The organism is Asanoa ferruginea, from assembly GCF_003387075.1.
GTDB lineage: Bacteria > Actinomycetota > Actinomycetes > Mycobacteriales > Micromonosporaceae > Asanoa > Asanoa ferruginea.
Window position 1 is genome coordinate 1,143,338 of the sequence record NZ_QUMQ01000001.1, and the last position, 12,576, is coordinate 1,155,913.

Here is a 12,576-nt window from a genome sequence, read left to right on the forward strand (position 1 = left end):
AGATAGCGGGACAGCGACCTGCTTCACACCTTTTGGCGACCCGTCAATTGGTCATTCACTCACGGGCGCGGGTGTTCATGCTCTAGCGCTGCTCGCGTTGCAATGCCAACATCTAGGTATGGCGATCCTGAGGAAGCCGTAAGGGTTCGTTCTGATCGCGCTCACCTACCCTGTCAGGCGGCGACCATGAGCGAACCAATGATCGGCGAAAGGGCGTTCAGTCGGGCACGGCGACTACTGTCGTGGACCATTCTTCTCCTCGCCGGTGTCTCCGTCGCGCTTCTTGCCGGCCTCGCCGCCTCCGGGATGATCGCCGGCACGGCCCCTGATGAGACGTGGGCGGTCCGGGCGAATGTCGGTGAGACGTTCGGAGTTCTCAATGCCATCTTCTCTGGGCTGGCGCTCGCGGCCGTGGTCGTGACCTTCTGGATGCAATTCACTGAACTACGGTCACAACGGGCTGAACTCGCCCTCCAGCGCGATTCATTGATCCAGACCAAGGCCGAACTACACCGAAGCGCCGAGGCAGACCTGCGCCACCTACATTTCGATCTCGTGCAATTGTCGATCGCCGATCCCGAACTTGCCCAGGTCTGGCCGCAGGTGGTTGGCTCTCCAGCGCGACACCGGCAGTATCAGTATGCGAACTTGATAATTCAGCACAGCTGGCTTCAGCTGAAGATCAGTGACTACACCGAAGCCGAGCTTCAAAGCATGCTGCGTTACCTTTTTTCGAGCCCGATCATCAGGGAATACTGGACCACAACCAAGGAGTTCCGGCAGCGGATCTTGGTGACAGACTCTTTCGAACACCGCATGACAGCGGTGGCCGACGAGGTCTGCTCGGAGTATGAGCACCTGCTGCGGACGCATCGTCCCGACCCGGCCACGCCCGCCTGGAACGGGACCGCAGAGGTCGCCGAAGCGGCCTAGTCGCCGGCGTTGAGCTGTTTCACGTCCCGCAGAGCGGCCAACATGACCTCGCGCGGCAGAACGACGATGCGCTCCTCCGCAGCGCGCCCGGCCTGAACCTCGGCAAGTTGGCCGTCGAGTTCGACCGTCGCATCGAGGCCCACGACCGCGAAGCGACCGTCGGTCAGCTCAAAGATGTCGGGACACGTCACGTTGGTGTTGCAGCGTTCGCGCGGCGCCGAACCGTGCCGACGGAGGATCTTCAACGGTCCACCCGCAGTTCCCCCGCCACGAACCTCACGCCCCATCTGCCCCATAACGACCATTTCGGACAAGCCGATGATCTCACGACCCGCGCTCCGCGCATCGCAGATCGCTGCGTGTCCCGCGAATAGTTGACGATGGTAACCATGTTCGGGAGGGGCGGCAAGACCCTCTAATCGGGTCAGCCGATGGACCGATGGGCGACCCTCAGCGCTTGGGTTCGACCCAGCCCGTCTCGGTCAGGTGGTGCAGAACCGCGCCCACTGCCTCGTCGACGCTCAGCTCGCTCGTGTCGAGCGTCAGCTCCGCGTCGAGCGGCGCCTCATACGGGTCGTCGATCCCGGTCATGCCCTTGATCAGGCCGGCCCGAGCCTTCGCATACAACCCCTTGCGATCACGCCGCTCGCACACCTCGAGCGGCGTAGCGACGTGGACCAGCACGAACCCCGCCCCCGCCAGCGTCGCCATCTCGCGCGCGGTGCGCCGCGCAGCGGCGTAAGGCGCGATCGGGCAGCAGATCGCCATCCCCCGATGCCGAGCCACCTCGGCGGCGACCCAGCCAATCCGGCGGATATTGAGGTCGCGATCTTCCTTGCTGAAGCCCAGCCCCGCGGACAGCTCCCGCCGCACCACGTCACCATCGAGCAGCGTCACCGTGCGATCGCCGGTCTCGCGGAGATGATCAGCCACCCCGCGCGCGACCGTCGACTTCCCCGAACCGGACAACCCCGTCAGGAACACCACCAGGCCGCGCTGGCGGCGGGGTGGCCGTGCTCGGGCCAACTCCTTCGCCACCGCCGGCGGTGTGTGCCACTCCGGCAGCGGGAAGCCCCGATCAAGGAGATCGTCGATCTCGTCGGTGCGCAGCGCCAGCCGGCGGTTCCGTGGCGGGATGTCGTCGCGCCACCGCCACTGACCGTCACGGTTGTCGTAGGCCAACTCCCGCGGCACCAGCACCCGCGGTCCACCCCCGGAGAGCATCTCGCCGGTGGACAGCAGATGCGTCACCCCGTAAGCGGCCGCCACCTTGGCGCGCAGCAGCGCGTCGCGGATCTCGTCGCCGCGCCGGACCAGGGGCACCGCGACCAGCGTCGCCGGGGGCATCCGGTCGCGCGCCGCGAACACCGTGCGGACCAGCACCTCGGGTGACAGGCCGCCGGGGCCGGCCTCGCCGACCGGGATCAACACCAGGAGATGAGCGGCGAGGGTACGCGCCGCGTGTGCGATCTGCGCCAGTTGCGGGCGGTGCAGCGGGCGGTCGGCGACCACGCCGAGCACCCGGCCCGGTGGCAGCAGCTCGCGGACCTCGGCGGGAGTGCGGCGCAGCCGCTGGAACGGGCCGTGCCGGCCGTCGCCGATCTGCCGGACCGTGCCGCCGACGCCGTAGCGGCCGTCGCGGCTCGGCCAGGTGTCGTTGACCTCGACCGCGGCGATCGGGGCGCCCTCCTGGTCGGTGAGCACGATCGATCGCAGCGCCGGGTCGTCGAGATCGAGACCCAGGGCCAGCGGCTCGGGGACCTCCAGGGTCACCGGCAGCGGCCACGGCGTCCCGTCGGCGAGCCGGCCGCGCCTCTGGAGCGCGGTCAGGTCGGCGCGGCCGAGGAAACCGGTCAGTGGCGCGTAGGCGCCGGTGAGCAGCAGCTCCAGGTCGGCGAGCTCGCCCGCACGCGGGCTGTATGCCGGCGCGTCGCGCAGCAACTCGTCGGGCATCAGCCACCCGCGCTCGCTCAAACCAACCCCCTCGGTCTATTCGCGCCCAAGTGTCTCAGTCCGCGACCGTCAGGGTCGAGCGGGACCCACGCAACGCGACCCTTAATGGCTAGATCCGGGGTGCGCCGGATCCACGACGGTGACGCTGGGTCATACGCTGTGCCCCGTGACACTCATCGCGACCGAGTCGCTCACCAAGACGTACGGCGGCCGGGTAACCGCGCTGTCCGACCTTACGGTCAGCGTCGAGCCGGGGATCATCGGGCTGGTCGGCGCCAACGGCGCGGGCAAGTCGACGCTGATCAAGATCCTGCTCGGGCTGCTGCCACCCACTTCGGGGCGGGTCCAGGTGCTGGGGCTGGATCCGACCGTCGACCCGATGGGCGTCCGGGCCCGGGTCGGCTACATGCCCGAGCACGACAGCCTCCCACCCGATCTCAGCGCCGCCGAGCTGGTGACGCACCTCGGTCGCATCAGCGGGCTGCCGAAGACCAGTGCCCGGGAGCGCGCGTCCGAGGCGCTCCGCCACGTGGGCCTCTACGAGGAGCGCTACCGGCAGGTCGGCGGTTACTCGACCGGCATGAAGCAGCGGGTCAAGCTGGCGCAGGCGCTCGTACACGATCCAGATCTGTTGCTTCTCGACGAGCCGACCAACGGTCTCGATCCGGCCGGCCGCGACGCGATGCTCGCCCTGGTCCAGCGGATCGGCACCGAGTTCGGCATCTCGGTCGTGGTCTGCTCGCACCTGCTCGGCGAGGTCGAGCGGATCTGCGACCACCTGATCGCGATCGACGGCGGCAAGCTGCTGCGTTCCGACAACGTGTCCGCGATGACCACCTCGACCGACGTGCTCGTGGTCGAGGTCAGCGAGGGCGGCGACGAGTTGGAGCGGCGGCTGCTGGAGATGCGGCTGCCGGTGACCAAGGACGGGCACGCGCTGCTCGTACCCCTGGAAGATGATCAGACCTATGACCGGATCCTGACCGCGGTGGCCGATCTCGACCTGCCGCTGCATCGTCTCGACCAGCGCCGCCACCGGGTGGCTGAGCTCTTCGCCGACCGGGAGGCCGCGCATGTCTAGCCCCGCGGGTGTCATTCACGACATTGGATATCAGCGGTACGCCGGTGCGCGGCTCGGCCGCCGCGACGTGGTGCTGGCGCTCTACACGCAGAGCCTGCGCACCGTGTTCGGGCTGGGCCGCAGCTTCAAGGCCAAGATCTTCCCGTGGTTCGTGGTCGGCGTGGCCGCGATCGTGGCGATCGTCGTCATGGCCATCCGGGCCCAGACCGGCGAGGTCGTCATCAAGTACGCCGATTATCCGCAGGTGCTCGGCCTGCTGATGATCCTGTTCGTGGCGATCGCCGCGCCCGAGCTGGTCTCCCGCGACCTGCACAGCGGGGTGCTGCCGCTCTACTTCTCCCGGCCGTTGCGGCCCGGCGACTACGCGCTCGCGAAGCTGGCCGCGCTGGTCAGCGGCGTGATGCTGGTCTTCGGCGGTGGCCAGCTGCTGATCTTCATCGGCGCGGCGTTCTCGGTGAAGGGCTTCAGCAACGTGATGAACGAGCTGGGCGACGTCGGCCTCGCGTTGATCTACACGGCGCTCTACGGGCTCGTCTTCGGCAGCATGGCCGTGCTGGTCGCCTCGCTGCTGAAGCGGCGGGCGGTGGCGGCCGCCGCGATCGTCGGCACGTTCATCGTCACCGCGCCGATCGTGGCGGTGCTCGCCACCCTGCCGTCGGAGCGGGCACACCAGCTGGCCCAGATCGTCAACCCGGTCAGCCTGGTCGGCGGCGTCGGTGACTGGCTCTTCGAGCCGACCAGTTCCTCGGAAGAATTGGGCATCGGCCCGTTCGGCCCGCTCTACGCGCTGGTCACCGTCCTCCTGGTCGCGCTGTGCGTGACGCTGTTGATCGGCCGCTACCGGAAGGTGTCGAAGTCGTGACTGTCGAGATTGACGGGGTTTCCCGCTGGTACGGCAACGTGGTGGCCGTCAACGACGTCACCATGACGCTCGGCCCCGGCGTGACCGGGCTGCTCGGGCCCAACGGCGCGGGCAAGACCACGCTGCTGCACATGATGGCCGGGTTCCTGCCGGCGTCGCGCGGCACGCTGACCGTCGACGGGGAGCCTGCCTGGCGCAACCCGGCCGTCTACCGCAAGCTCGGCCTGGTCAGCGAGCGCGAGTCGGTGCACGCCTACCTCACGGCCTACGAGTTCGTGCTGGTCAGCGCGAAGCTGCACGGCCTGCCCGACCCGGCCGCCGCGACCGCCCGGGCCCTCGACCTGGTCGAGATGGGCGAGTTCAAGGACCGCCGGATCGGCACCTACTCCAAGGGCATGCGGCAGCGCACCCGGGTCGCCGCGGCGCTCGTGCACGAGCCCGACGTGCTGCTGCTCGACGAGCCGTTCAACGGCATGGACCCGCGGCAGCGGATGCACATGATGGACCTGCTGCACCGGCTCGGCGCCGCCGGCCGGACGATCCTGTTCAGCTCGCACATCCTCGAAGAGGTCGAGCAGCTCTCCGGGACCGTCCAGGTGATGGTCTCCGGCCGGCTCGCGGCGTCCGGTGACTTCCGCACGATCCGCCGGCTGATGACCAACCGGCCGCACGTGTTCGCCGTGCAGTCGACCGACGACCGGCGGCTCGCGGTCGCGCTGATGCACCAGCCCTCGGTCAACGGCGTCGACCTGGGCCGCGAAGGGCTGACCGTGCGCGCCGGCGACTACGGCAGCTTCACCCGGGCGCTGCCCCGGATCGCACTCAAGGAAGGCATCCGGGTCCGCCGGTTGCTGCCCTCCGACGAGTCGCTGGAAAGCGTCTTCTCTTACCTGGTGGAGGCCTGATGTCCACGGTCGCCTGGATCACCACCCGCGGCCTGCTCGGCCGCCGGCGGTTCCTGCTGCTCCTGCCGCTGCCGCTGCTGATGGTCGGCATCGCGCTCATCCCGCGGCTCTCCGGCATCAGCCCGTCGGACTGGGCCCAGCCGGTGATCGTCGCGCTCGGCTTCACCACCCTGCTGCCGATCGTCTCGTTGATCGTCGGCACCGGCGTGCTCGGCGCTGAGATCGACGACGGCACCATCACCCACATCCTGTCGAAGCCGATCGCGCGCTGGCGGATCGTCCTGCCGAAGCTGCTGGTCTCGATCGCGGTCACCGGTGCCACCGCGGCCGTGCCGTTCTACATCGTCGGCGCGCTGGCCGACGGTCCGCGGCTGGGCCTGGGCCTGGTGGTCGGCGCGTTCGCGGGTGCGGTGCTCTACTCGGCGATCTTCGTCGCGCTGAGCCTGATCTCCCGCCGGCCGGTGCTGCTCGGCCTGGTCTACGTGATCGTCTGGGAGGGGCTGCTGTCCAACCTGGTCAGCGGCACCCGGGTGCTGTCGGTGCAGCAGTATGTGCTGACCATCTCCGACAAGGCCGCGAGCTCCGACCTGCTCCACCCCAACGTCTCGTTCCCGGTCGCGGTGGTGATGAGCATCGTGGTGACCGTCCTGTTCACGGCGCTGGCGATCCGGCGGCTCTCGTCGTTCTCGGTGACCGGCGAAACCAGCTGATCGTTACGGCAGCGCGCTCGGCACCAGCCATTCCGGAAAAGCGCGCAGCAGCGCGACCAGGAGCGAGAGCACGATCCCGCAGAGGATCATGAGCAACAGACCGGTCAGCCCGTCGTAACGCTTGGGCTGGCCGGTCTTCCTGTCGGGGGCCGGCGGCTCGGGTTCGGCCCACGGGCGTTCGGCGCGCAACCACAGCAGCACCCCGAGCCCGAACGGGATCCCGCCCAGCCAAAACCAGAACCACCGGGTGCCGAGCCCCGGCGCCGGTCCCCAGACCAGGATCAGCAGGCTGATCAGGGCGATGATCGTGGCCAGCACCGGCGCGAGCGGTGGAATCGAAGTGCCCTCGGCATTCGCCGGGAACGACGGCAGCAGCATTTCGAACTCGGTCCACCCGCCGGTTCCCGAGGGGTCGATCGAGGTCACCTGCGTGTAGTGCACGCGGCCGAAGCCGGTACGCCAGACGAGCACGCTGTCGGCCATCTGGCTGGTCGAGGTGACCTCGACCGGCGTGAACCAGATAGAGACGGTGTCCGCGTCGTCGAACGACGAGGCAAACTCGAAGGCCACGACCCGGCCCGCCGCCGCGTCAGCGCGGGCCTGGTCGATGGTGGCGGTCCGCGGTGCCGTCCACCAAGCCGTGAGCGCCCAGGCCACCCAGAGCCCGAGCAGCACCAGCCGCAGCACCGGGAACACCCGGGACCGGGCTCCGGCCCCGGGCAACGCATCGACCCCCGCCATGGCGTTGATGGTGGCAGGCGGGGGCGACCCCGGGCAATCAGCCGGTGTTGCGCATTCCCGCCGCGATGCCGTTGACGGTGGTCAGCAGCGCCCGCTCGAGCGCCGCTCCGTCACCGGGAGCGCGCCGCCCGCCCGGCGCCGTCGCCACTGTGCGACCGGCCGCACCCGAGTCGCGGTATTGCCGCAACAGCGCGACCTGGAGGTGGTGCAGCGGCTCCAGGTAGCTGTCGCGCACGGCCAGCGTGCGCTGGAGCACGGCGTTGTTCTCCAGCAGCGCGGGCGAGCCGGTGATCGCGAGGACTTCGCGCTTCGTCAGCTCGTACTCCTGCTCGATGATCTCGAAGATCCGCTGCAGCGGGCCCGGCACCAGCGTCTCCACATAACGGCGCGAGATCGACAGGTCGGTCTTGGTCAGCATCATCTCCACGTTGGACAGGAACGTGCGGAAGAAGTGCCAGTCGCCGTGCATCTCCTCGAGCACCGGCGCGAGGCCGGCCGCGCGGGCCGCTTGCAGGCCCGAGCCGACGCCGAACCAGCCGGGCACGATCTGCCGCGACTGGGTCCAGCCGAACACCCACGGGATAGCCCGCAGCCCGCCGAGACCGGCGTTGGCGTTGGGGCGCTTGGCCGGACGGGAGCCGATGTTGAGCGCGCCGAGCAGCTCGGTCGGCGTCGACGCCCAGAAATAATCGGGCAGATCAGGATCTTCGACCAGGCCACGGTACGCGGAGAAGGCCGCACCGGACACGACGTCCATCGCGTCGTCCCACTTGGAGAGCATCTCCAGCGGCTGGCGCGGCTCGGTGTGCAGCAGCGTCGCCTGGAGCACGGCCGCCACGGTCAGCTCGAGGTTTTCCCGGGCCAGCGCGGGCAGCGTGTATTTGTCGGAGATGACCTCGCCCTGCTCGGTGACCTTGATCGACCCGTCGAGCGTGCCGTAGGGCTGGGCCAGGATCGCCTCGTGGGTCGGGCCGCCACCGCGACCGACGGTGCCGCCACGACCATGGAACAGCGTCAGGCGTACGCCGTGGCGGGCGGCGACATCGCGCAGCGCGCGCTGGGCCCGGTGGATCGACCACTGGCTCGTCGTGATGCCGGCTTCCTTGTTGGAGTCGGAGTAGCCGAGCATGACCTCCTGCACGTCACCGCGGGCCCGCACCAGCGCGCGGTAGGCCGGCAGCGACAGCAGCTCGTCGAGGATCTCGCCGCCGGCGGTGAGCTCAGCCGGCGTCTCCAGCAGCGGCACGAAGCCGACGTCGGCGCGGTTGCCGTGCACGTCGACCAGGCCGGCCTCGCGGGCCAGCACGGCCGCGGCCAGCACGTCGTCGACGCCGAGCGTCATCGAGATGATGTAGGACTCGATGACCTCCGGGCCGAACCGGTCCTGCGCCTCGCGGATCGCGGTGAACACGTCGAACGTCTTGCGCGCCGCGTCGGTCAGGGCGGTGCCCACCCCGGCCAGCGGGCGGCGCCCGGCCAGCTCGGTGGCCAGGAGCTTGGTGCGCTCGTCGCGGGGCAGGTTGCGATAGTCGGAGACCTCGCCGACGTGGCCGTAGAGCTGGGCCAGCACCGCGTGGTGTGCCTCGGCGTGCTCGCGGATGTCCATCGTCGCCAGGTGCAGGCCGAACGCCGACATCGTGCGGATCGCACTGGCCAGCTTGCCGACGGCCGTGAGCTGGCCGGCGTTGCGGGCCAGCGAGGCCCGCATCAGCTCGAGGTCGGCGAGCAGCTCGGCCGAGCCGCGGTAGTCGCGACCCGCCACGTGCGCGGTGCCCCGGGCGAGCCGCAGCCGGGTGTTGGCCAGCTTGGCCTTCACACAGCGGGCCTTGAGCCGGTAGGGCTCCTCGGCGTTGACCCGGCGGAACCGCTCGGCGACCTCGGGCAGGTTGTCGAGGTCGCGGGCCAGGCTGGCGGACAGGTCGAGGGAGACACCGCGCAGCCGGCGGGACACCGAGACCTCGTTTATGAGGTCGTCGAGCGCCTGCTCCGTGGCCTGGATGCCGTGCTCGTATTGGATCAACAGCACGTCGCGGGTCACCCTCGGGGTGACGAACGGGTTGCCGTCGCGGTCGCCGCCGATCCAGGTGCCGAAGGTCAGCGGGCGCGACGTCGGTGAGGTCTCGATGCCCAGCCCGCGCAGCGTGTCGGCGAGGTCGTCGAGCACCTGCGGCGCGGCGTCGGCGTAGAGGTCGCGCAGGTAGTAGATCGCGTTGCGGGCCTCGTCGGTCGGGTCGGGCCGGTCGAGGCGCAGCTCGTCGGTCTGCCAGAGCAGGTCGAGCAGCTCGGCGAGGCGACGGTCGTCGGCGTGCGGCGGCGCGCCGTAGAGCACGCTCTCGGCGGCTTCGGCGTCGAGCTCGTCGGCGACGGCACGCAGCTTCGACAGGATCGACCGGCGGGCGGCCTCGGTCGGGTGGGCGGTGAAGACGGGCCGCACCGCGAGCCGGCGGCCGGCGGCGGCGATCTCCTCGGCCGGCACCCCGCGCTCGGCGATCCGCTTGGCGGCCTGGTCGAGCCAGCCACCGGTGGTCGCCCGCAGCCGCCGCAACTCCCGGGCGCGGTGCACCTGCTCGGTGATGTTGGCCAGGTGGAAATAAGTCGAGAAGGCGCGGGCCAGCTTGGTGCCGGTGGTGACGTCCATGGCCGAGAGGCGGGTGGCGGCCGCCTCGGCGTCGCTGCGGACCAGGGCCCGGATCTCCTCGACGAGGTCGAGCAGCGGCCGGCCTTCCTGGCGGGCCAGCGTGTGCCCGAGCAGCGTGCCGAGCCGGCGGATATCGGCCCGCAGTGCGGCGTCGGGGTCGTCTGGGTTGGTCGGACCGGTGGGGTCGGACACGGGTGCGCTCCTTACGGCGGTGCAGGGCGGACAGCGCTGTCCCGTGCATGATGATGCTACCTGCGCCGGCTGGGCACGCGGGTGGACCAGCCCCTGTGAAATGTGCTGTTAATCCCGTTTGCGGCGGTGGCTAGCTTGGCACCATGCGCTACCCAACCAAGCCGCGGCCTGGATCGCGCGTCGCGGTGATCTCCCCGTCCGCCGGCCTGCCAGCCATCCACCCCGCGCCCTACGAGCTGGGCCTGCGCCGCCTCCGCGAGGAGTTCAAGCTGGAGCCGGTCGAATACCCGACGACTCGCATCATGAATGCCCCACCGGCCGACCGAGCCCGCGACGTCATGGCGGCCTTCGCCGACCCGACGATCGACGCGGTGCTGTCCTCCATTGGCGGCGACGACCAGCTCCGGATCCTGCGCCACCTCGACCCGGCGGTGCTGAGCGCCAACCCGAAGCCGTTCTTCGGCTACTCCGACAACACCACCCTGCTCAACTACCTCTACGGCCTCGGCATCGTCGGCTATCACGGCGGCTCGGTCATGGTCCAACTCGGCCGGGCCGGCGACCTCCACCCGCTGACCCGCGAGTCGCTGAACGCCGCGCTGTTCGGGTCGGACTGGTTCGAGCTGACGCCGTCAGCCGACTACACCGACGAGCCGGTCGACTGGCTCACGCCCGACTACCCGTCGGCCTCGGAGCGGATGTTTCCGTCTTCCGGGTGGACGTGGCACGGCGCCGTGGCCGCGGTGACCGGCCCGCTGTGGGGCGGCAACATCGAGGTGCTGACCTGGCTGCTGGCCGCCGACAAGGTCGCCGCGCCGCCACCCGGTGCGATCTTCTTCGCCGAGACCTCCGAAGACATGCCGCCGGCGACCGAGGTCTATTACATGCTCCGCAACCTCGGCGAACGCGGCTGGCTGGCGGATGTCCCGGCCATCCTGATGGGCCGCCCCAAGTGCTGGGAGCGCACCAACCCCCTGTCGCCGGCGGCCAAGCAGGCGTACGCCGACGACCAGCGGGCGGCGGTCCTGCGCGCGGCGGCCGAATACGCCCCGGACGCGGTGCTCGTGCTCGACCTCGACATCGGCCACACCGACCCGCAGCAGGTCCTCCCCTACGGCGGCGAGGCCCGCGTCGACGCGCAGGCCCGCCGCATCTCGGTGCGTTACTGAGCGCCGTCAGATGAAGGCGTCAGGCCATCTCGCGTAGGCGAGCGCGGTGGCGCCAACCGCGATGCAGTAGCCAACGATGGTCGCCGACCACAGGCTGCGGCTCGCGTTGCCCAGCAGGATGAGTTTCACCGCGTTGTGCCGTCGGAGGCGCAGAGTCCAGAGGAACGCGTTCAGCGACAAGAACACGGCCGGCGGCACGAACGCGATCCCGTACCCCAAGATCGCTTGAAGCCAGTTGGGTCCGCCGAGGTGGGTCACGGTCCACGACACCACGATTCCGGCAAGCACGGATGCCGGCACGAGCAGGAACATCGACGGATAGGCGAGCCTCGCGACGCGGCGGGAAGCCGCCCGCGGCGACAGCCGCTGGGACTCCTTTGCGAGGAGTCGCCGATCGTTGACCGAGGGGTCGTGCCTGGCGCCGGCGCGAATCATCGTCTCGGCCAGATTCAACCGCTCCAACAGCGCGAACACCTCCTCGGTCGCGCACACCTTGACACGCGCGGCCGTGAGGAGCATATTCAACCTAGCGGTTAATTAACTGGCAGGTTGAGGAAGGCGGCCGTGGTGGATCGGTTGAGTGAGGTTTTCAGTGCGCTCGCCGATCCGACGCGGCGGGCGATCCTGGCTCGGCTGGCGGAGGGCGAGGCGACCGTGAACCAGATCGCCGAGCCGTTCCCGATCAGCCTTCAGGCGATCTCCAAGCATCTGAAGGTGCTGGAGCGAGCCGGCCTGATCACCCGCGGCCGCGACGCGCAGTGGCGGCCCTGCCGGCTCGACGCGGCGCCGTTGCGTGAGGTTGCCGTGTGGGTGACGGAATACCGGCGCTTCTGGGAGGAGCGCTACGACGAGCTGGGCGAATACCTGAAACGAATCCAGAAGGAGAACTGAGATGGCCGAGAACCTGACCGTGACCACCCCGTCCGACCTGGAGATCAAGATGGTTCGCGTGTTCGACGCGCCCCGGGCGTTGGTCTTCGCGGCGCACTCGAGCTGTGAGCACGTCAAGCACTGGTGGGGCCGGGGCAACCCGCTCGACTGCGAGATGGACTTCCGCCCGGGCGGCGGTTACCGGTTCGTCGAGCACGCGCCCGACGGCGAGTGGGCGTTCCGGGGTGAATACCGCGAGATCGAGGAGCCGGAGCGGATCGTGCAGACCTTCGAGTTCGAAGGGATGCCCGGGCAGATCTGCGTGGAGACGCTGGAGCTGACCGAAGAGAGCGGCAAGACGACCGTCACCAGCGTCACCCGCTTCGACACCAAGGAACAGCGCGACGGGATGATCGCCTCCGGCATGTCCGAGGGCGCCGGGCAGTCCTACGACGCCCTGGCCAGCTACCTGGCCAAGCTGAACTGAGCTGAGCGAGAACCGTGGCGGCCTCCCGATGGAGG

General features: G+C 69.6%; 13 protein-coding genes. 8 read left to right on the forward strand and 5 right to left on the reverse strand.

Annotated features, from left to right (window positions below; translation table 11 throughout):
• Positions 1–186: 186 nt before the first annotated feature.
• Positions 187–933: a DUF6082 family protein gene (locus DFJ67_RS05555; protein ID WP_147315423.1), complete on the forward strand. Its 747-nt coding sequence runs from the start codon at positions 187–189 to the stop codon at positions 931–933.
• Here the strand turns inward: DFJ67_RS05555 and DFJ67_RS05560 are convergent.
• Both DFJ67_RS05560 and cysC read right to left on the reverse strand, forming a co-directional pair.
• A complete protein-coding gene (locus tag DFJ67_RS05560; RefSeq protein ID WP_239097630.1) occupies positions 930–1,247 on the reverse strand; it encodes a hypothetical protein in 318 nt (105 codons plus the stop codon). The genes DFJ67_RS05555 and DFJ67_RS05560 overlap by 4 nt on opposite strands.
• Before the next feature lie 136 nt (positions 1,248–1,383).
• Complete coding sequence (gene cysC, locus DFJ67_RS05565; RefSeq protein ID WP_116066905.1) at positions 1,384–2,886, reverse strand: adenylyl-sulfate kinase; 1,503 nt, start codon at positions 2,884–2,886, stop codon at positions 1,384–1,386.
• A 166-nt stretch (positions 2,887–3,052) separates the two neighbouring features.
• On the opposite strand from cysC, the gene DFJ67_RS05570 reads away from it, so the two are divergent.
• The 4 genes from DFJ67_RS05570 to DFJ67_RS05585 are packed head-to-tail and all read left to right on the forward strand — an operon-like array spanning position 3,053 to position 6,444.
• Complete coding sequence (locus DFJ67_RS05570) at positions 3,053–3,967, forward strand: ABC transporter ATP-binding protein (RefSeq protein ID WP_116066906.1); 915 nt, start codon at positions 3,053–3,055, stop codon at positions 3,965–3,967.
• On the forward strand, positions 3,960–4,829 hold the full coding sequence (locus DFJ67_RS05575) for an ABC transporter permease (RefSeq protein WP_116066907.1): 870 nt from the start codon (positions 3,960–3,962) through the stop codon (positions 4,827–4,829). Before DFJ67_RS05570 ends, DFJ67_RS05575 begins: the two co-directional genes overlap by 8 nt.
• Positions 4,781–5,734 (forward strand): ABC transporter ATP-binding protein, encoded by a 954-nt coding sequence (locus DFJ67_RS05580; protein ID WP_239097629.1) that lies wholly within the window; start codon positions 4,781–4,783, stop codon positions 5,732–5,734. The genes DFJ67_RS05575 and DFJ67_RS05580 overlap by 49 nt, the downstream gene beginning before the upstream one ends.
• Positions 5,734–6,444 carry an ABC transporter permease subunit gene (locus DFJ67_RS05585; RefSeq protein WP_116066908.1) on the forward strand — a complete coding sequence of 237 codons (711 nt, stop codon included), beginning with the start codon at positions 5,734–5,736 and terminating at the stop codon, positions 6,442–6,444. The genes DFJ67_RS05580 and DFJ67_RS05585 overlap by 1 nt, the downstream gene beginning before the upstream one ends.
• 3 nt (positions 6,445–6,447) lie before the next feature.
• Here DFJ67_RS05585 and DFJ67_RS05590 read toward each other — a convergent pair whose 3' ends face one another.
• Together DFJ67_RS05590 and ppc are read right to left on the reverse strand one after the other, a co-directional pair.
• Entirely contained in the window at positions 6,448–7,185 is a 738-nt protein-coding gene (locus DFJ67_RS05590) for a hypothetical protein (RefSeq protein ID WP_147315424.1), read from the reverse strand.
• 37 nt (positions 7,186–7,222) lie between these two features.
• Positions 7,223–10,015 (reverse strand): phosphoenolpyruvate carboxylase, encoded by a 2,793-nt coding sequence (ppc, locus tag DFJ67_RS05595; protein WP_116066910.1) that lies wholly within the window; start codon positions 10,013–10,015, stop codon positions 7,223–7,225.
• Between the two features lie 143 nt (positions 10,016–10,158).
• Between ppc and DFJ67_RS05600 the strand changes: the two genes are divergently transcribed.
• The gene (locus DFJ67_RS05600) at positions 10,159–11,184 is read left to right on the forward strand and encodes a S66 family peptidase (protein ID WP_116066911.1); all 1,026 of its coding nucleotides are present in this window, start codon (positions 10,159–10,161) and stop codon (positions 11,182–11,184) included.
• A gap of 6 nt (positions 11,185–11,190) precedes the next feature.
• On the opposite strand, the gene DFJ67_RS05605 is transcribed toward DFJ67_RS05600, so the two are convergent.
• Positions 11,191–11,703 carry a hypothetical protein gene (locus tag DFJ67_RS05605; protein ID WP_116066912.1) on the reverse strand — a complete coding sequence of 171 codons (513 nt, stop codon included), beginning with the start codon at positions 11,701–11,703 and terminating at the stop codon, positions 11,191–11,193.
• Between the two features lie 30 nt (positions 11,704–11,733).
• On the opposite strand from DFJ67_RS05605, the gene DFJ67_RS05610 reads away from it, so the two are divergent.
• Positions 11,734–12,075 (forward strand): ArsR/SmtB family transcription factor, encoded by a 342-nt coding sequence (locus DFJ67_RS05610; protein ID WP_239097628.1) that lies wholly within the window; start codon positions 11,734–11,736, stop codon positions 12,073–12,075.
• Position 12,076: 1 nt separating this feature from the next.
• The gene (locus tag DFJ67_RS05615; protein ID WP_116066914.1) at positions 12,077–12,541 is read left to right on the forward strand and encodes an SRPBCC family protein; all 465 of its coding nucleotides are present in this window, start codon (positions 12,077–12,079) and stop codon (positions 12,539–12,541) included.
• Positions 12,542–12,576: the final 35 nt, after the last annotated feature.

Coding starts and splice junctions, on each gene's coding strand:
- DFJ67_RS05555 (WP_147315423.1), top strand. CDS start 187: ATGAGCGAACCAATGATCGGCGAAAGGGCGTTCAGTCGGGCACGGCGA.
- cysC (WP_116066905.1), bottom strand. CDS start 2,886: ATGCCCGACGAGTTGCTGCGCGACGCGCCGGCATACAGCCCGCGTGCG.
- DFJ67_RS05575 (WP_116066907.1), top strand. CDS start 3,960: ATGTCTAGCCCCGCGGGTGTCATTCACGACATTGGATATCAGCGGTAC.
- DFJ67_RS05585 (WP_116066908.1), top strand. CDS start 5,734: ATGTCCACGGTCGCCTGGATCACCACCCGCGGCCTGCTCGGCCGCCGG.
- DFJ67_RS05590 (WP_147315424.1), bottom strand. CDS start 7,185: ATGGCGGGGGTCGATGCGTTGCCCGGGGCCGGAGCCCGGTCCCGGGTG.
- DFJ67_RS05600 (WP_116066911.1), top strand. CDS start 10,159: ATGCGCTACCCAACCAAGCCGCGGCCTGGATCGCGCGTCGCGGTGATC.
- DFJ67_RS05605 (WP_116066912.1), bottom strand. CDS start 11,703: ATGCTCCTCACGGCCGCGCGTGTCAAGGTGTGCGCGACCGAGGAGGTG.
- DFJ67_RS05615 (WP_116066914.1), top strand. CDS start 12,077: ATGGCCGAGAACCTGACCGTGACCACCCCGTCCGACCTGGAGATCAAG.